This is a genomic window from Desulfomicrobium orale DSM 12838 (assembly GCF_001553625.1).
GTDB lineage: Bacteria > Desulfobacterota > Desulfovibrionia > Desulfovibrionales > Desulfomicrobiaceae > Desulfomicrobium > Desulfomicrobium orale.
In genome coordinates, this window is record NZ_CP014230.1 from 1,328,778 (window position 1) to 1,345,583 (window position 16,806).

Here is a 16,806-nt window from a genome sequence, read left to right on the forward strand (position 1 = left end):
CTCGACTACTTATGCGGTAACCTCGATAAAGGCCGCCGATACAAACGGCCCGAAGCGGAAGTCCGCAAGAGGGGATGTTGAATCCGTGGAATGCGGGCAGCAGGGACGGCGATGGCGTGGCGGCTCAGCTGGACGATGGGCGTTCAATGAGAAACGGATAACTTCCCGTCAGGGCAAGGGCGCCATAGGCCGAGCTTGGGGAAACATCTTCTGTTCAGACGCATAGGCACCGGTGGCTCTCTTCAGGGTCCACGTTTATCCACTCCACGGCGGGTGGCAGGTCTTTTTTCAGCGTCAGCAGTGCCAGACCGGCCATGCCGTCCCTGGGCAGGGAAAAGGAACCGGGGTTGAGCATCCATACGCCGCCGCGAAATCCCCAGTCGCGGATGTGGGTATGTCCGTAGCAGATCAGGTCCGCGTTCCGGAATTCGGCGGTCACGGTTTCCGCCACCAGACTGCGCGGTCCCCAACCGTGGGCCATGCCGATGCGGAAGCCTTCGGCTTCGACTTCACGCAGCGCCGGCAGGCTGCCACGGAGCGAAAAAGAATCGCAGTTACCCAGAACCGCGTGGAAACAGTGGTGCGCGTTCAGAAAAGCCCAGGTTTCCTCGCCCACGCAGTCGCCGCAGTGCAGCAGCATGTCGGCCCCGGCGCAGTATCTGTCGAATGCGGTGGCCAGACGCGGAGAGGGGCGCTCCAGATGCGTGTCGGAGAGCACCGCTATGATCATGATTTTCTGCGTTCCGTGGGCGTAACCTTGAATTCGCATTCGAGCCAGAAGGATTCCCCCGGCCCGGCCTGGTTCCCATAGGACGCCTTCAAGGTGGTTAGAAAGGAAAGGAGAAAGGTCCGGAAGGCAGCGTCGTCGGAGATGCGTTGCACCACGAATTCCCCGATGCCGCCATTGTCCAGAATATTGAGGCTGACCAGCGCATAGCCCGGCTGCTCCGGTGCCGCTTTCGCCCAGAGGCGGTTGATGGCCTCCTGCACAATGCGGATCCGCTCCAGATTTTCTTCGGCCTCCGGTTTGGCTGTCCGCGCCTCGGGCGAGGGAAGCACATCTTTCGGTATTTGGGTCTGCATCCGTACCTGAACCGGATGCAGCTCCATCGGAGCGGCGGCCTGGGCCCCGCCTTCTTCCCGGAAAACGCGGTCCCGGAACAGACTCATGGTCTCCAGATTCACTTCCAGTACATCGGGCAAACCATAACGCGGGGCAAGCAAGGCATAAGCCGCCGGGGCGGCATGCAGGCAGACGGCCAGAAAAGCGCAGGCGCACCACCAGCCGTTGCGGATTTTTTTCTCCTCCATGTTGGAGAGAACGGCGAGGGAGCCGGTGTGCCGGGGAAGATTTTCCTCCTCTCCGGAGTCCGGAATCCGCCCGGGCACATCCGCAGGCTTCAGGATATTCGTCCGGAGTCTGATTTTCTGTCGGATGCTCCATCCGATTCTTCCGGCTCTTCTGGAGGACTTTCGGGTCATGCCTTGTCATCAACCTGCGGGGACTGGGGCGTGCCGTTACCTCTGCGCCACCAGGACTCGTCGGGCCGGTCGAACCACCAGCCGGACTGGTCCGTCCGCAGCACGGCCTGGGCCAGTTCGCGGGCCGCATCCGTCTTGAGGCGCAGTACCGCGTGCTTCAGCCATTTGGGGGCATACGGGTTGCCCATATCCTGCTCTTCCTTCAGGTTGGCGATGAAGTCGAGCTGGTCCGCATCCTGAGCCAGATGCGATTCCAGGGTTTCACCCGCCTCCAGTTCCCGCCACAGGGCCAGGGCTTCCTCGCGCAGACCTGTGCCTTCCAGGGCATGGGTCAGGGCCAGTTCCGGATTGGAGGTGTTGTAGATACGATTGACGTAGTTGAAATCCCCGATCCGGGCTTCGTGCACGTCGTGAAACAGGCACAGGAACACGGTTCTGGGGACGTCGGCTCCGGCCCGGCGGGCCAGAATATAGCCGATCATGGCCGTGCGGAAGGAGTGTTCGGCCACGTTTTCCGCGCCCGAACGCAGAAACTGGTATCCCGTGCGCGGGGTGCGCCGCAGCATGCCCAGCTCGAAAATGAAGTCGGCCAGGCGTTTCCAGGTGGCGTCCGTGGCCGGATCAGGAGCGGTATTCAGCATTGATTTTCACATATTCCTCGGTCAGGTCGGAGGCCATGAGCATGGTCCGGCTGTTTCCGGCCCCCAGGTCCACTTCGATATTCACCAGATCCCGGCGCAGGGCCGAGGCCAGCAGAGAATCCCAGTCCGCCTGAACGGGCGTGCCGTTTTGGAAAATGGTCTTGCCGGCTATGCGCACGGTCACTTTTTCGGGCTCGAAAGAAGCGCCGCTGCGCCCGAGGGCGGCCACAATCCGCCCCCAGTTCGGATCGCGTCCGTAGAGCGCCGTCTTGACCAGAGGCGAATTGCCCACGGCTCTGGCGGCCATCCGGGCGTCTGCCGTGGTGTCCGCGCCGGTGACATGAATGTGCATGACTTTGGTACCGCCCTCGGCATCCTGCACGATCATGTAGGCCAGGTCCTGGCATATCTCCAGCAGCGCACCTTCCAGCGGAGGCAGATCGCCCGCCTCGGCCCGGACGCTTGCGCCGTTGGCCAGGGCGAAAACACAGTCGTTGGTGCTGGTATCTCCGTCCACGGTGATGGCGTTGAAGCTTCTCTCCACGCAGCGGGCCAGAGCTTCCTGCCACCACTGGGGCTCCACTCCCGCATCGCAGAAGATGAAGCCGAGCATGGTGGCCATATCCGGACAGATCATGCCCGCGCCCTTGCAGAAGCCCGCCAGCCGGGCGGTGCCGCCGTGCAGCCGTACTTCCCTGGCCGCAATCTTGGGAAAGGTGTCCGTGGTCATGACGGCCTTGGCCAGGTCCATCAGGGTGGCCCGGCCCAGTGTTTCCCGCAGGCCCGCCGTACCTTTTTCCCACAGATCCATTTTCAGCTGGTCGCCGATGACGCCCGTGGACGCGGGCAGCACTTCCGAGGGCTCTAGTCCCAGAATGCCCAGCAGGCGCAGACTGGCCCGGCAGTTGTCCAGACCCTCCTGGCCGGTACAGGCGTTGGCCTGCCCCGAGTTGGCCACGATGGCGCGGATGGATTCGCGGCCGGCTTTCAGATGCTGGCGGGCCACCTGAATGGGTGCGGCCTGGAAACGGTTGGTGGTGAATACACCCGCGGCCACGGCCGGGACATCACTGACCGCGACGCCGAGATCGAAGCGGTCCGGACGCTTGAAGCCGCACTGGGCGACGGCGAAACGAAATCCTGCGGGAATGTTCATGGGGCCTCCATGATGGCGGAACTCCGCGCCATGTTTGACTAATATGTGGCATCACGTCCTGACAGGGGAAAAAATCTTTGTCAAACGGATGCGAAAGGCGCATCCGTTCCCGGAAGTCCTCTCCTTCAGACGCCAAATCTGCCGTTCAGGCCAGAGTGACAAGATCGTAGGTTTTGGCTTCTTCCACCGTGGCCCGGACCATGCGGCCGGAAACCAGCCCATCCCCGCTGACATAAGTGAGGCCGTCAACTTCCGGGGCCTGGAACCAGGCTCGTCCCTCGAAAAGTCCCGGCCATTCCTCGTGGGGACAGTCCACCAGAATGTCCAGCTCCTGCCCTTCCTGCTCCCGGAGAATGTCCGCACTGATGCCGGACTGGATGCGCATGATGGCGTCCCGCCGCCGCTTTTTGACCGCGCCGGGCAGTTGCCCGGGCAGGGCGGCCGCGGCCGAACCGTCTTCCGGGTAATACGGGAAAACACCCAGATGATTGAAGCGCGCTTCCCGTACAAAAGACTCCAGGGCTTTGAAATGGATTTCGGTTTCGCCCGGATATCCGGTAATGAATGTGGTGCGCAGTGCGGCCTGCGGGAAGAAGCTGCGTACCCGCTCGACGACCTCGCGCGGATCGCGCCGGAAAGGGCGGCCCATGGAAGCCAGGATTTCCGGATGTGCGTGTTGCAAGGGGATGTCGAAGTACGGCAGCAGGGGCGGCCCCAGGTCCGCCAGAAAGGAGAGAAGTTCCCGGTCCAGCCCCGCCGGATACAGATACATGAGGCGCAGCCATTTGAGGCCGGACAGCCGGGTCAGATCACGAAGCAGGCCGGGCAGAGCGCTTTTTCCACCCCTGTCCCGGCCATAGGCCGTCACATCCTGAGCGATGAGCACCAGCTCGCTGCGGCCCTGATCGAGACATCGCCGGGCGTCTTCCAGGATGTCCGCTTCCGGCCGGCTTTTGAGCGGGCCGCGAATGGATGGGATGGTGCAGAAGCGGCAGCGGTTGTCACAGCCTTCGGCGATTTTCAGGTAGGCAAATCCCGGAGCCGTGGTCAGCAGCCGGGATGGCGGCGTGTCCTCCCCGCGTCCCAGGAGATTCCGGACATGTACCCCGAGTTCTCCCTGCCGGGCTATTTCCAGAAAAAGGTCCACTTCCGGCAGTTCCCGCCCAAGTTCCTGTCCGTAGCGGCTGACCAGGCAGCCCGTGACCACCAGCAGGGGCCTGGGCCGCAGAGACGCGACGCGCTCCGCCGTATCCAGAATGGTCTGCAGGGATTCGTTCACAGCAGGCTCGATGAACCCGCAGGTATTGACGAGGATGACCTCGGCCTCTTCCGGTTCCGGAGCGTGAATGAGGCCCGGCCCGAATCCGCCGAGCATCCACTCCGTGTCCACCCGGTTCTTGGGACAGCCCAGGCTGATGGTGTGCACGCGTATGTCCATATGCGTTCCTTATGAGAAATGGCTGTCCGGCAGGGCGCTTGGCCTTGCCGGTCGAGAATTCAGGCCTGTTCTTCGCCGGGAACCGGATCCGGCCCCGAGAGCTCCACTCCGATGTCCGTCTCGGACCAGAATTTTACCCGCTCTCTGGTGACGCCGATCCGGGCCAGAGCCGGGACGTTGGCCCGGCCATGCCCCCACAGATCCCCGCTCAGAGCGCACGGCATCCACACGGCACGGATGCGGCCGGTCAATCCTGCCAGCCGTTCCTCCAGAAAGAGGCGCAGAGCCGCCGAGCGGACCATGTTGCCGAAGGCCGGATGCCAGGGCCCGGCCTTCAGTCTGGCCAGCATGTCCGGCTGCGCCGCCAATCCCAGGCGGATGATCCGGATTCCGGCCCTCCAGAAGCCGAGCACGGCCCGGGCGGTTTCCTCCACGGCCAGGGGCAGAGACCATGGCGTGTATTCGCCCCGGGCATGCATGTCCGCCAGAGGCGTGCCGCCAATGACCACGCATGGATAGACGCGGACCACTTCCGGGCGCAACGCGACCACGCGGGCCGCATCTTTCCGCCATAACCCGGCATCGTGTCCGGGCAGGCCGGGCAGAAGCTGAATGCCCAGCTCAAATCCGCCGTCGCGGACATCCTCGCAGGCCCGTATGGCGCGCGCGCCGTCGTACCCCCGGCCGCTCGCGGTCAGAACCGGTGTGGAAAAACTCTGCACGCCCAGTTCCACCATGTCCACTCCGCCCGTTTGCAAGAGGCTCAGGGCCGCCCGGTCAATGCGGTCGGGGCGGGTGGAGACGCGCAGATGCGTCAGCGCGCCATTTTTGCGGAACTGCGCAGCCTGCTCCAGAAATCGTTTTTGCCATTCCGGCGGCAGACCGGTGAAGGTCCCGCCGAAAAAGCCCAGGGCAAAGGAGCCGTCCATTGTCGTGAGAAGCTCCGTCAGCGAGATCAGCGCCCGTTCCAGCCCGCCGTAGGTCACGCCGGTTTGAGCCCGCTGGTCGCAGAACACGCACTTTCCCGGACAGCCCATGCCCGGCAGAAAAAAAGGGACAAGGCGCATGGCCTTTCCCTTTGGTGCGGGATGGGGAAACCGCCACAATCTCATGCTCCTGTCTTTATCCAATGGTGTTGGAATTCGGGATGTTGTCCTTGAAAAAGCAAAACGCATCGATTATCGGAAATCTGCGGAAAATATATATGCCGCAAGCGGCGGCTGTTTTTTCGTGGCGAACACCCCCCAAACAGGAGGAATCATGACAAGCACTCTGACCAAAGCGGAGATCGTGGACAATATCTATGAGAAGTCCGGCCGCAACCGGGCCGAAGTCAAAATACAGGTCGAAGCCATGTTGGACATCATGAAGGCGGCCATCAAGGAAGACAGTTCTCTGCTCATCAGCGGATTCGGCAAATTCGAGGCCTATGAGAAGAGCCCCCGCAAGGGCCGCAACCCCCAGACCAGCGAGTCCATCATCCTATCCGGACGCAAGGTGGTGGTTTTTCGCATTTCCCGCAAGCTGAGAACTGAACTCAATCCGCAATGACGAAGCAGTCGGGGCTTTCCTGAAGAAGTCCGACCCGGACACCTTCGGCCTGTTCCAGAGTATTGAAAGCCCCGATCTGCACTCTCCAGTATATCGTTCCCCCCAATTCTCCCCTGGTGACGCGGGTTCCCCTGTAGCCCCGGCCGGCCAGCCGGTCCCGCAGGCGCAGGGCATTCTCCCGAACCACAAAGGCTCCGTACTGCACGTAAAACGGCCCTACGTACCGGATGGGCTGGTTGCCCACGCTGCGCACATGCACCCTGGCCGTGCCCGGACCGACGACGCCCAGTGCATTGGCGGCGGCATAGGACAGGTCGATGATGCGGTTGTTGACGAAGGGACCGCGGTCGTTGATCCGCACTTCTGCCGTGCGTCCGTTGTCCAGGTTTCGTACAAGAACCCTGGTATTCATGGGCAGAATACGATGGGCCGCAGTCATCTGGTGCATGTTGTAGGTCTCGCCGTTGGCCGTCTTCCGGCCGTGGAACTGCGGGCCGTACCAGGAGGCCACACCGTTTTCGGAGTAGCCCTCGCCCGATGCCAGAGGGTAATAGGTCTGCCCCCGGATGGTGTAGGGGCGGTATGTTCCTCCCTTGCCCTTGCCGCTTTTGCCTGGCGGCGGAGTGATGCTGCCGCCGGGCGGGACGGACCTGAAGCCGCATCCGCCAAGCCCCGCCAGCAGGGCGAAGATCAGCAGGAGTCCCAGAATTTTTGTCGCGTGCATGGGTGTCATGGTGCCTCGTTTTGCCGTTGGGAGAGCGCTATGATTCAGTTTTAGACCGGTAGAGCTTATGCTTGTGAGTACACTGGAGCACATTGAAGGACTCCGTAAACGTCAAGCCATTCTTCTGCAAACCAGTCTTCATCATATCCTGTGATGCCGGGAAATCCTGATATGGATGTGGAATACACATATTTTGCTTCGTGCTTTCCGCCTCCGATGTCAGTATATTTTATGCTCAAGGTAATTTTCGGCAGTTCAGGTTCGATTTTCGGATCTTTTTTAAAAGAGAAAAACAAAATTGCATTAACAAGCTTGCAGTATACAGAAGGAATTTTCATTGTTATCGGTATTGGATCTATAGACACAGGAAGAATATAATTAATTTTTTTAGTTTTCCCGTGCTTTTTGACGTATTTCTCTATGAAAAATGGCGTATTTTCTTTCTTTATATTCATTTTCAGCCAATTATCATCTAACTCAAAATATCTGTACTCTGTGTTATACACTTCGCTTGCGAGCTGGTTTGCCTCTTCGATTACCTTCTCGATTTCAAATTCCCACCTTATTTCTACGTTCTTCGCTGCACTGGACCCTATATTGACGATGGGGATATCTATTTTTTTAGCTTGCTTCATCTTGTATGGCTCCCCTTCAGAGTATGAAGGTAGTTCCAGCCATTCAATATTAATAATAATATTCTCCATACTTTTCTTTTCTGCAGAGTTTTTCATGTAGCCCGTTTTGAAATTGATGGATGAAAATGGAATGATCTCCGGGCGGGACATCATTTCGCGCTGTTTTTTCATCTCATTTGCCGTACGGAATGTGGCCATCGCCGCAAAGCAGGCAGCCAGGCTGGCGCCTGAACCGGTGACAAGAGAGAACAGTGTGAAAGAATCTATTTCTGACAAAACAAAACTATTGACTGCTGCAAAGGAAAATCCCGCAAAGATGCCGATTATTACCGTCAGGGCAATGTGAGGAAGAAACGTCTTCATTTATTTTTCTCTCCGCTGCGGATGGTCTTGAGCGTCTCCGCATAGGCCGTGAAAACATCCGCCCGGTCCAGGGTGCCCAGCACCCGAGTGGGGTCCTCGGTGTCTACCACCGGGAGCTGCGCCAGGTCCGACTCCACGAATTTGAGCAGAGCCGAGTAGAGGTCGTCGTCCGGGCGCAGCAGCACTGGCGGGCGGGCCACATCGCCGGCCACCAGCAGTTCGCCCAGGCAGTCCTCGTACATCACCTTGCGCAGGTCCTGCACGGACAGGATGCCGGTGATGGCGTCGTCCTCTCCGCGTACCGGAAAACAGAGTTCGTTGGAATTGACGATGATATCCGTCAGGGCGCCGAAATGCGTGCCTTCCTCCACCACCGTGACCCGGCTGCGGCGGAAGTGTTTCTCCACGGTTTCTTTCTCCAGGATGTTGGTGGTGGCGTCACCGACGTGGGCCGGAGAGTCGAACTTGTTGCCTGTCTGGTTTTCGTAGAGAGAGACATTCCGGCACAGCACAAGGGAAATGGCCGAGGCCAGCATGAGCGGAGCCAGAAGACCATACCCCTGGGTCAGCTCGCAGACCATGACCAGCGGGCCGATGGGCGCGTGGGCCACTCCCGCGAAAAAGGCGGCCATGCCCACCAGCACGTAGCCGCCGGGCTCCTGTACCACCGCAGGGAAAAAGCGCTGCGCCAGAGTGCCCACTACGCCGCCGCTCATGCCGCCCACCAGCAGGGCCGGGGCAAACATGCCGCCGCTCATGCCCGATCCCATGACCAGCGAGGTCGCCAGAGTCTTGCCCGCGATCATGCCGAGCATCATGGTCACGGAAAGCTTGCCCAGAATGGCCATTTCGAGCCAGCCCTGACCGCCGCCCAGAAGCTCCGGAAAGGCGTACCCGAGAGCGGCCATGGACAGCGCACCCAGAGTCAGGGAAGGGATGAAGCCGAAACGGTCGGTCAGGGGCCAGAATATCCTGTATTTGATGCCCCGGAACGTCGTCACATAGGACCAGCCCGTGGCCGCGCAGACAAGACCCAGCAGGGCGTAGAGCGGCAGTTCCCGGATGTCCGCGAAGGTGAAGGACGGAATGCCGAAAATCGGATCCGCTCCGAAAACAAGAGTGAACAGGGAATACGAAACCACGGAGGAAATGATGGACGGCAGCAGGGCTTCGGCCTCGAAATCCTCCTTGTAGATGACTTCCACGGCGGTGAGGGCTCCGCCCAGAGGGGCCCGGAAAATGGCTCCCAATCCTCCGGCAGCCCCGGCCAGAAGCAGAATCCGCCGTTCCTTGGCCGAGAGTTTGAGGCGTGTGGCCAGCCAGGAGCCGCAGCCCGCGCCGAGCAGGGAGATGGGGCCTTCACGTCCCGCACTTCCGCCCGAGGCGATGGTCAGGATGGACGTACCGACCTTGATGAGGGGCACTGCGGGTTCGATGCGTCCTTCCTGGTAGTGGAAGGCCTTGATCATGGAGTCCGTGCCGTCCGTGCCGGAGTAGCGGGTGAAAGGCACGAAAAATCGCAGGAGCACGGCCGTGAAAAGTCCCACGGGTACCAGAAAGGCAAACAGAAGCCAGGGGCGGGGATCCCCGGACGGTCCGGAAAAAAGCGCCTCGCCGGCAGGGGCGGGCAGGGAAAAACCGGCCAGTTCGTGCAGCAGAAAATGGTGCAGCCACTCGATGGCCACATAGAAGATGATGGCTCCAAGGCCGGTCATGGCCCCCACGACCACGCCCAGAACCAGCCATTTGAAATTGAGAATGGAGCGATAGCTGCGGGTCAGCTCCAGAGGGATGGTGAAAAACGATCGCAACAGGGTCTTCATGACGAATCTCAGAGCCGGGCTTCGGGTGCGGCCAGAATGGTCCGCCCTTGGGCGACATCCCTGCCGATCTGCTCTTTCAGTTCCTCGAGCCCGGAAAATTTGCGTTCCCCGCGCAGACGCCGCACGAAGTGTACGGTGAGATGCTGGCCGTAAAGGTCTTCATCCAGATCCAGAACGTGGACTTCCACGGACAGATCGTCGTTGCCGAAAGTGGGATTGTACCCGACGTTGGCCATGGCCTGGTGGATTCGGCCATGCAGTTCCGCCCAGCAGCAGTATACGCCGGTTTTGGGGAAAAGCTCTCCGGCGGGCTGAAGGTTGGCCGTGGGGAAACCCAGAAGACGGCCGCCCCGGCCCCGGCCGTGAATCACGGTTCCGGGCACACAGTAAAAACGGCCCAGCAGAGGCCGTGCGGCCCAGACGTCGCCCGATTCGATCAGCTTGCGGATACAGGTGGAACTGACCACCACGCCGTCCGCCGTCACGGGATCCATCCGCTCTACGCCAAATCCCCATGTTTCACCCAGGGCCCGCAGCAGTTCGTAATTACCCTGTCGCCCCTTTCCGAAAGCGTAGTCATGACCGATGATCAGTTCCCGCGCGTGCAGGTGTTCCACCAGTATCCGGCGCACAAATTCCTCGGGCGGCATCTGGGCCAGAGAGTGATTGAATTCGAGGCAGAGCAGATATTCGATGCCAAGGTCGGCGATGAGCTCGGCGCGCTGTTCATATGATGTAATGAACGGAGGAGTTTTTTGGCCCGTAAAAAAGCGCACCGGGTGCGGCTCGAAGGTGACGGCCACGGATGCCAGGTCGAGCCCGGCCGCCCTGTCCCGGACCCGGGCGATGAGCCGCTGGTGTCCGATGTGGACGCCATCGAAATTGCCGATGGTGACGCAGGCCCCCCTTTCCAGGCCAGTGGCCCCGCCGGGCCATGTGACGCGCTGCATGCATATCCTCCCGCAAATGACTGGGCCTCGCGTCTATCTCAAAAGGTCCGGAGCTTCAACAGAAGGCGATAGCCCGACATTCACGGCGGATTTTCGTGCCGGGAGCGGCCTGCGGATTTCTAAAAAAAGACTTGCCAAGGCATATGCTCTCGCATAGAGGCATTTCTCACGTCGCGCCGAAGTGGTGGAATTGGTAGACACGCTAGGTTCAGGGTCTAGTCGGGGTTCCCCGGTGGAGGTTCGAGTCCTCTCTTCGGCACCATGAAAGAAAAAATCCGGAATTTCTGTTCAGAGATTCCGGATTTTCTTTTGCCCCCGGAAATCCGGCGTGAGCGAACGGTGGAATGACCGGGCTTTCGCCATTCATGCTTTGTCAGGCATGTCTTTGTTTCAGGAACTCGCCTCAATTTCCGGAAGCTTCTCCGGATTCTCGCCGCTGCCATACCCGTTTTCATCTCCGCGTAATGGGCTTGGGGAATGATTTTCGCAATTTCTCCGCCGGGGAACCGGCACAATGTGAATGTAGTCGTATGCGCAACCGGGGTGTTGAAGCGGCGAACTTTTTTGTTTGAAAAAGATACATCTGGACTGGTAGTGGTTGATGGATGGCTGACAGATTATATCTATGCGAAGTCCCTGCGCCATATTCTCCATGATTTGAGAATAGTCTTCAATATGGCGAATTAACTGTATAAAATTTGCACATATGCCTCTGTGAAAGTCTGCCGGGCCAGTTGTTTTTTTGACAAGAGGGCTGTTTTGGCTTTAAGCGGTAGTCAAATTCATCAGGGTTTGTAGAAAATTTTTTTAGAAGAGATTAACTTTAAACAGGCAAGGAGTCTTTCGCATGGCCAAGGTATTGATTGTATTCGGCTCGACCACGGGCAATACGGAAGGAGTGGCTGAGAACATCGAGAAAGTTCTGTCGGGAGGCGGTGCATCCGTCACCCTGCGCAATGCGGCGGATGTGACGGCGGACGGCTTGACCACCGGCTATGATCTGGTGCTTTTTGGCTGCTCCACCTGGGGCGAGGAAGACGTCGAGTTGCAGGATGACTTCGTTCCTCTTTACGAGAATCTGGAGAAGGCCGATCTCTCGGGCAAGAAAGTAGCGGTATTTGGCTGCGGAGACACTTCCTATACACATTTCTGCGGAGCGGTGGACGCCATCGAGAAGAAGGCCGAAGGTCTTGGGGCGAATATCGTAACCGGCTCCCTGAAGATCGACGGCGAGCCCGTGGCCGCGGATGTGGAGGCGTGGGCCAAGGAAGTTCTGGCCGTAGCCTGATGTGTTCCGTTTCCCGCCTGCCCTTGCGGTTCCGCGAGGGGTTCCGTCGGCCGGACGTGTCTCCCACGCCCGGCCTTTTTTGTTTTCCGAAGGATTATTCCCTGAGAATCTGCGAAGGCTTGAGGCCGTGATGCTGCGCGAAGATTTTGGAAAAATGGCTCAGATTGGAGTAGCCGACTTCCAGGGCTGCCTCGGTGACGTTCCGGCCTTCGTGCCGCAGGAGATGCATCGCCCGCTCCATGCGGATCATGCGCAGATAGGCGTATGGTGGCATGCCGTGCGCCTGGGTGAAGATCTGTTTGAGTTTGGACAGGCTCACGCCGACGCGTACGGCCAGGGCTTCCAGATGCGGCGGTTGCTCCATGTTGGCCTCCAGAATGGAGCGGGCTTCCCGGGCCGTGCGCAAAGATGCCTCCGAAAGCCTGGGGCGTGGCTCCGGCTGGGCAAAAATCCAGAGTATCTCCAGAATGCTGGAGAGCGCCAAGGGCTTTGCCTGGCCCGAATTTTCCGATGTGAGAGCGCGTAATCTGTTCAGAGCCTGGATCATGGCTGGGTTCGTGGGCCGGTGCAAATGCAGAGGAGAATCGTTGTGCATGGCTTCTTCCAGTGCATTTCCGAGTGGCGTGTCCTTAACCAGGGCGCGAAGTTTTTCCGCCGGGCAGGTCACTTCCAGAAACCTGGCGCGGCAGGCCGGATCGCGCTGTGTGCGCTGTCCGTTTCCCGGGCTGTAAATCAGGGCGCAGTCGCCCGGCGCGATGTGCATGTCCTTGCAGGTTCCCGGCTGAGCCAGATTGAGGTGGACTTCCCCGTCCAGACATATGATCAGCAGGCAAGTGCTGCCGTCGCCCTCAAATACAGCGGGGGGGGCGGACTCCGATTTTTTGAACGAAATATGGAACTGTTCAAAGCTCCAGTGGTGATTCTGTAAAGAAAAACTTTCGGAAATATCGGCTGTTGCGCGAAGATCCTCTATCATAATTATCCCTGCCAAAAGATTCGGGCTTTATACTGCAGAACTGTGAATATTGTTAGTTATGACGAATTCTTGGGATTCCTAATAAAATTTCCTTCAAATTGGCAAGAGGGGGCTGGATGCCTGTTGGAAAAGAAAAATGCGGGCAGGTATCTGTATGGTGGTCAGTAATTTCAGTTAATTATCCTGCATGGCCTTGTCTTCTTCTTTGAGATGGTATGTCTCTGTCCGCAAAAAAGTCATATTGACAGCATCTGATACGGGCGTTAGGCAATCAGATTTCATGAGCCCCGGCTAAAATATTATTTCCGTGAATTTCATGAAACTCCCTCCCTTAGTTGGAAAAAAGGGAGGAGCTAAGGTGTGTTTCCTTGTGGTTTATTTGCGGGTTTGAACTTGATTGGAGTGGTAAAAAAAACGGAACAGGTGGCGGTTCGCTGCCGTTGTTGCTAAGCCCTCTCCCGGAGCGTGTCGTGAAAGAACAAGATGATCCCAACAGCGCGTGCCCGCATGAGATGTACAGGCTCTACCTGCTGGAATTGCGCCCGCATGTGGTTGTGGCGCACCACCTGCCAGGCCGGTTGCGGGTCCGGGTACGGCCCGGGCTGGCGGCGATCAGGATGCTCAGCCGCCATGCGGCGGACGGTCCTGACGCGTTGCATCGGCTTTTGCCCGGACATCCTGCGGTGCATGTGAATCCGTTGAGCGGATCATTGGTTCTGGAGTATGCTCCCTCCCTCATTCCGTTCGAACTGCTGGACGAGTTCTTCCGTACCGGCAGCGATGAACAGGCGGCGGCTTTGTTGGACCGCCTGCTTGGTTCAAACCTGCAACCAAAGGAGACCGCATTATGAATGAATCGACTCAGAAAGTTCTGCTGTTTTTGGGTGGCCTGGCCCTGGGAACCCTGGGTGCCTCGATGTTGAACAAGCACTCCAGTTCGCTGCGGCCGGCCATGACCGGACTGACCGCTGGTGCGCTCGAACTGCGTGACAAGGCTGTGGGCATGCTGCAGCGCACCAAAGAGGACGTGAGCGACTTCATGGCCGAAGTGGAATACGCGCGTACGGCCAAAGCCGCGGAAACCGAACCTGTAAAGCCGAAGAAATCCGGGAAGCGCGCTTCTTCGGCGTCCTAAGGAGAAAATGTGGCTCTTTCCATCGTTCATGATCTGCCCGGGAGAATACGTCTGCGCGGGGCTTCCCGCGAGGATGCCCATGTATTGAGCCGGGGCCGTGGCGTCCGTTCGCGCGCTGGTGTGCTCGACGTGCGCCACTCCGCCGCCGGTGTGAGTCTTCTGGTCCTGTATGATCCCTCCGTGTTGGAGAGGGCGGACCTGCTGCTGGCTCTGCACGAGGCTTTCATTACCGAGCCGGTTGCGGGTGTGGAGATGCCGGAAGAACCCCCGCAGACCTTGACGGGCCTTTTTCTGCCGCTGGCCATACGGCCGCTCATGCCTATGGGCCTGCGGCAGCTCCTTGCCCTGAAACAGGCTTGGCCCCGGCTGAAAAAAGGGCTGGGCAGCCTGATCCGGGGCGCGCTGGACGTGGATGTGCTGGATGCCGCAGCCATAGGCCTGTGCCTGTTGCGCCGGGATTTCCGGACATTGACGTCCATCAGCCTGTTGCTCGGTCTGGGCGAGTTTCTGGAACAGTGGACCAGAAAGCGCTCTGAAGAGAGCCTGGCCAATTCCTTGGGCGCGCAATCCGTAAAGGCCCAGCTCCGCCGGGGCGAGGAAGAAATCGTGATCGATGCCACGGCGCTTCGCGTGGGCGATGTGGTGGTGGTGCGCCAGGGCCAGTTTATTCCGGCCGATGGCGTGGTCATGGACGGGGAAGGGCTGGTGGATCAGAGCCTCATGACGGGCGAGGCGGCCTTGCAGGAAAAACGAGCGGGCAAGGCCGTCTTTGCCGGTTCTCTGCTGGAGGAAGGCGAGATCTTCATCCAGGCCACTGAAGACGGGGACAAGACCGTGTGGCGGCGGACGCTCCATCTGCTGCAGGACGCCGAACAGCGCAAGGCCGGCATCCAGGGGCAGGCGGAACGTCTGGCCAGCAGGCTGGCGCCCTTCTCCCTGGCGCTGGCAGCTCTGGTCTTCCTTATTACCCGCGACCCGCGGCGGGCCGCTGCGGTGCTTTTGGTGGATTACTCCTGCGCCATCAAACTGGCCACACCTTTGGCGGTGCTTTCGGCCATGCGGCAGGCTACGGGCCTTGGAGCCACGGTGCGGGGGGGCCGCCATCTGGAAGATCTGGCCAAGGCCGATGCCTTTGTTTTCGATAAAACCGGTACTTTGACCATGGCCTCGCCCGTGGTCAAGGAGATCGTCCCCTATAACGGCTGGAGCCGGGTGGAAGCCCTGCGCTTGGCCGCCTGCCTGGAAGAACACTTCCCCCACCCTGTGGCCAAGGCTGTGGTGCATCTGGCCTCTGAAGAGGGATTGGATCATGCCGAGCGCCATGCCACTGTGGAATATGTGGCCGCGCACGGGGTTGCCAGCTGTTTGGACGGGCAGCGGGTGCTTCTGGGCAGCCGGCATTTTGTGGAGGAGGACGAAGAGGTTGATGTGTCCCAGATGGATACTGTGGTCGAGGCCTGGAACACCGAAGGACGAACCATCCTCTATCTGGCCGTGGGAGGAGAGCTGGCGGCCGGTTTCGCTCTGGAGGATCCCGCCCGTCCCGAGGCGGCGGCGGTGGTCGCCAGCTTGCGGGCCTCCGGCGTCAAGCGGGTGGTCATGCTCACGGGAGACCTGGAGGGCATGGCCGCGCGCATGGCTCCGGAAATCGGAGTCACGGAGTGGATTTCCCAGGTCCTGCCCGATGACAAGTTCCGCTACATAAAGGAGTTGAAAGAGGCGGGGTATGTTGTGGCCATGGTCGGGGATGGCATGAACGACGCGGCCGCTCTGGCCGAAGCCTCGGTGGGCTGCTGCATGCGTCAGGGCGCGGACATGGCCCGGGATGCCGCGGATGTCGTCCTGTCCACAAACGATCTGACCGTACTGCCGGCGTTACGGGCCTTGTCCGTGGCGACGCTGGGCCGCATACGGCGCAATTTCGCGTTCATAGTGGGGATCAATTCCCTGCTGCTTCTGGGCGGACTTTTTGGTTTCTCTTCGCCCGCTCTGGGCGCGCTCCTGCACAATTCAGGTACCATCGCCGCCGCCTTGAACGCCATCCGGCCGTACTCCCTGCCCATGATTCCGGAAAACAGACAAAGGAGTTAAGTCATGATCACACATTCGATTCCCGGTCGCATCCGGGTGCGGCATGCCACGCCCCTGACTGAGGACGCCTTGAATACTCTGACCAGCGATATTCGGAAGCTTGCTCCCTCCGCGCGGGTGGAGCACAATCCGGAGACATGCGGCACGCTCATTGTTTTCGAGGAGAAAGACGCCTCGCCCGCTGTTGTGGAACTGTGCGGCGGACGGGAAGACACCGCCGCTCCGGCGGGCGGCTGTCCCATGCCGCAGCTGAAGATTCCGTGGCCGAGCATGCGTGTCGTCAAACGGGGCATGTCCGCGTCCCTGCTCGCCTCCATGGGACTTTTGGCTCTGAACCGCGAAGGCGCTCACGCGCTCTTCGGAAGCGTCTTTCTGGCTTGCTTGGCGCGTCACGCCTGGGTCTACAGGCGGCGACTGATTCAATAGGCCATCTCTCAGACCGACTTGTCGGTTCGCCGGGGACAGCCTGGCTTCAAACGCGGTATTCGAAGTGGATGCCGCGTTTTTTGTGGTTTGGTGGATTAAAGTTCCCTCAGGCCCATACGCATGGCGT

General features: G+C 59.7%; 17 protein-coding genes and 1 tRNA gene. 7 read left to right on the top strand and 11 right to left on the bottom strand.

Annotated elements, in window-relative coordinates; all coding sequences use genetic code 11:
- Positions 1 to 214: 214 nt before the first annotated feature.
- From AXF15_RS05985 to AXF15_RS06010, 6 genes are all read right to left on the bottom strand, one after another.
- Entirely contained in the window at positions 215 to 730 is a 516-nt protein-coding gene (locus tag AXF15_RS05985; RefSeq protein WP_066604677.1) for a metallophosphoesterase family protein, read from the bottom strand.
- A complete protein-coding gene (locus AXF15_RS05990; protein ID WP_066604681.1) occupies positions 727 to 1,482 on the bottom strand; it encodes a hypothetical protein in 756 nt (251 codons plus the stop codon). The genes AXF15_RS05985 and AXF15_RS05990 overlap by 4 nt, the downstream gene beginning before the upstream one ends.
- Positions 1,479 to 2,123: an HD domain-containing protein gene (locus tag AXF15_RS05995; RefSeq protein ID WP_066604683.1), complete on the bottom strand. Its 645-nt coding sequence runs from the start codon at positions 2,121 to 2,123 to the stop codon at positions 1,479 to 1,481. Before AXF15_RS05995 ends, AXF15_RS05990 begins: the two co-directional genes overlap by 4 nt.
- Entirely contained in the window at positions 2,104 to 3,279 is a 1,176-nt protein-coding gene (argJ, locus tag AXF15_RS06000; protein ID WP_066604685.1) for a bifunctional glutamate N-acetyltransferase/amino-acid acetyltransferase ArgJ, read from the bottom strand. The genes AXF15_RS05995 and argJ overlap by 20 nt, the downstream gene beginning before the upstream one ends.
- A gap of 145 nt (positions 3,280 to 3,424) precedes the next feature.
- Entirely contained in the window at positions 3,425 to 4,717 is a 1,293-nt protein-coding gene (gene rimO / locus AXF15_RS06005) for a 30S ribosomal protein S12 methylthiotransferase RimO (protein ID WP_066604687.1), read from the bottom strand.
- A 59-nt stretch (positions 4,718 to 4,776) separates the two neighbouring features.
- Positions 4,777 to 5,784: an elongator complex protein 3 gene (locus AXF15_RS06010; RefSeq protein ID WP_066604688.1), complete on the bottom strand. Its 1,008-nt coding sequence runs from the start codon at positions 5,782 to 5,784 to the stop codon at positions 4,777 to 4,779.
- A 193-nt stretch (positions 5,785 to 5,977) separates the two neighbouring features.
- Between AXF15_RS06010 and AXF15_RS06015 the strand changes: the two genes are divergently transcribed.
- The gene (locus AXF15_RS06015) at positions 5,978 to 6,268 is read left to right on the top strand and encodes an integration host factor subunit alpha (protein WP_066608727.1); all 291 of its coding nucleotides are present in this window, start codon (positions 5,978 to 5,980) and stop codon (positions 6,266 to 6,268) included.
- On the opposite strand, the gene AXF15_RS06020 is transcribed toward AXF15_RS06015, so the two are convergent.
- Genes AXF15_RS06020 through AXF15_RS06035 form a run of 4 tightly spaced genes read right to left on the bottom strand, consistent with a single transcriptional unit; the run spans position 6,255 to position 10,763 of the window.
- Positions 6,255 to 7,001 carry a septal ring lytic transglycosylase RlpA family protein gene (locus AXF15_RS06020; RefSeq protein WP_066604696.1) on the bottom strand — a complete coding sequence of 249 codons (747 nt, stop codon included), beginning with the start codon at positions 6,999 to 7,001 and terminating at the stop codon, positions 6,255 to 6,257. The genes AXF15_RS06015 and AXF15_RS06020 overlap by 14 nt on opposite strands.
- A 56-nt stretch (positions 7,002 to 7,057) precedes the next feature.
- Positions 7,058 to 7,990: a hypothetical protein gene (locus tag AXF15_RS06025; RefSeq protein ID WP_066604699.1), complete on the bottom strand. Its 933-nt coding sequence runs from the start codon at positions 7,988 to 7,990 to the stop codon at positions 7,058 to 7,060.
- Positions 7,987 to 9,813 carry a chloride channel protein gene (locus AXF15_RS06030; protein ID WP_066604702.1) on the bottom strand — a complete coding sequence of 609 codons (1,827 nt, stop codon included), beginning with the start codon at positions 9,811 to 9,813 and terminating at the stop codon, positions 7,987 to 7,989. The genes AXF15_RS06025 and AXF15_RS06030 overlap by 4 nt, the downstream gene beginning before the upstream one ends.
- Before the next feature lie 8 nt (positions 9,814 to 9,821).
- Positions 9,822 to 10,763 carry a bifunctional riboflavin kinase/FAD synthetase gene (locus AXF15_RS06035; protein WP_066604708.1) on the bottom strand — a complete coding sequence of 314 codons (942 nt, stop codon included), beginning with the start codon at positions 10,761 to 10,763 and terminating at the stop codon, positions 9,822 to 9,824.
- Between the two features lie 175 nt (positions 10,764 to 10,938).
- Between AXF15_RS06035 and AXF15_RS06040 the strand changes: the two genes are divergently transcribed.
- Together AXF15_RS06040 and AXF15_RS06045 are read left to right on the top strand one after the other, a co-directional pair.
- Positions 10,939 to 11,025 (top strand) — tRNA-Leu (locus AXF15_RS06040).
- 585 nt (positions 11,026 to 11,610) lie between these two features.
- Positions 11,611 to 12,051: a flavodoxin gene (locus AXF15_RS06045; protein ID WP_066604709.1), complete on the top strand. Its 441-nt coding sequence runs from the start codon at positions 11,611 to 11,613 to the stop codon at positions 12,049 to 12,051.
- Between the two features lie 94 nt (positions 12,052 to 12,145).
- Here the strand turns inward: AXF15_RS06045 and AXF15_RS06050 are convergent, their stop codons facing one another.
- Positions 12,146 to 13,027: a helix-turn-helix transcriptional regulator gene (locus AXF15_RS06050; protein WP_066604711.1), complete on the bottom strand. Its 882-nt coding sequence runs from the start codon at positions 13,025 to 13,027 to the stop codon at positions 12,146 to 12,148.
- Positions 13,028 to 13,497: 470 nt separating this feature from the next.
- Between AXF15_RS06050 and AXF15_RS06055 the strand changes: the two genes are divergently transcribed.
- The 4 genes from AXF15_RS06055 to AXF15_RS06070 are packed head-to-tail and all read left to right on the top strand — an operon-like array spanning position 13,498 to position 16,679.
- Positions 13,498 to 13,878 (top strand): hypothetical protein, encoded by a 381-nt coding sequence (locus AXF15_RS06055; RefSeq protein ID WP_066604714.1) that lies wholly within the window; start codon positions 13,498 to 13,500, stop codon positions 13,876 to 13,878.
- On the top strand, positions 13,875 to 14,162 hold the full coding sequence (locus AXF15_RS06060) for a hypothetical protein (protein ID WP_066604717.1): 288 nt from the start codon (positions 13,875 to 13,877) through the stop codon (positions 14,160 to 14,162). The genes AXF15_RS06055 and AXF15_RS06060 overlap by 4 nt, the downstream gene beginning before the upstream one ends.
- A 9-nt stretch (positions 14,163 to 14,171) precedes the next feature.
- Positions 14,172 to 16,253 (top strand): heavy metal translocating P-type ATPase, encoded by a 2,082-nt coding sequence (locus AXF15_RS06065; protein WP_066604720.1) that lies wholly within the window; start codon positions 14,172 to 14,174, stop codon positions 16,251 to 16,253.
- A 3-nt stretch (positions 16,254 to 16,256) separates the two neighbouring features.
- Positions 16,257 to 16,679: a peroxidase gene (locus AXF15_RS06070; RefSeq protein WP_066604723.1), complete on the top strand. Its 423-nt coding sequence runs from the start codon at positions 16,257 to 16,259 to the stop codon at positions 16,677 to 16,679.
- The last annotated feature ends 127 nt before the right edge of the window (positions 16,680 to 16,806 follow it).

Excerpts from the sequence above, each read along its gene's own strand:
- AXF15_RS05990 (WP_066604681.1), bottom strand. The coding sequence starts at position 1,482 with ATGACCCGAAAGTCCTCCAGAAGAGCCGGAAGAATCGGATGGAGCATC.
- AXF15_RS05995 (WP_066604683.1), bottom strand. The coding sequence starts at position 2,123 with ATGCTGAATACCGCTCCTGATCCGGCCACGGACGCCACCTGGAAACGC.
- AXF15_RS06020 (WP_066604696.1), bottom strand. The coding sequence starts at position 7,001 with ATGACACCCATGCACGCGACAAAAATTCTGGGACTCCTGCTGATCTTC.
- AXF15_RS06060 (WP_066604717.1), top strand. The coding sequence starts at position 13,875 with ATGAATGAATCGACTCAGAAAGTTCTGCTGTTTTTGGGTGGCCTGGCC.
- AXF15_RS06010 (WP_066604688.1), bottom strand. The coding sequence starts at position 5,784 with ATGCGCCTTGTCCCTTTTTTTCTGCCGGGCATGGGCTGTCCGGGAAAG.
- AXF15_RS06050 (WP_066604711.1), bottom strand. The coding sequence starts at position 13,027 with ATGATAGAGGATCTTCGCGCAACAGCCGATATTTCCGAAAGTTTTTCT.
- rimO (WP_066604687.1), bottom strand. The coding sequence starts at position 4,717 with ATGGACATACGCGTGCACACCATCAGCCTGGGCTGTCCCAAGAACCGG.
- AXF15_RS06035 (WP_066604708.1), bottom strand. The coding sequence starts at position 10,763 with ATGCAGCGCGTCACATGGCCCGGCGGGGCCACTGGCCTGGAAAGGGGG.
- AXF15_RS06030 (WP_066604702.1), bottom strand. The coding sequence starts at position 9,813 with ATGAAGACCCTGTTGCGATCGTTTTTCACCATCCCTCTGGAGCTGACC.
- AXF15_RS06070 (WP_066604723.1), top strand. The coding sequence starts at position 16,257 with ATGATCACACATTCGATTCCCGGTCGCATCCGGGTGCGGCATGCCACG.
- AXF15_RS06025 (WP_066604699.1), bottom strand. The coding sequence starts at position 7,990 with ATGAAGACGTTTCTTCCTCACATTGCCCTGACGGTAATAATCGGCATC.
- argJ (WP_066604685.1), bottom strand. The coding sequence starts at position 3,279 with ATGAACATTCCCGCAGGATTTCGTTTCGCCGTCGCCCAGTGCGGCTTC.
- AXF15_RS06045 (WP_066604709.1), top strand. The coding sequence starts at position 11,611 with ATGGCCAAGGTATTGATTGTATTCGGCTCGACCACGGGCAATACGGAA.
- AXF15_RS06015 (WP_066608727.1), top strand. The coding sequence starts at position 5,978 with ATGACAAGCACTCTGACCAAAGCGGAGATCGTGGACAATATCTATGAG.
- AXF15_RS05985 (WP_066604677.1), bottom strand. The coding sequence starts at position 730 with ATGATCATAGCGGTGCTCTCCGACACGCATCTGGAGCGCCCCTCTCCG.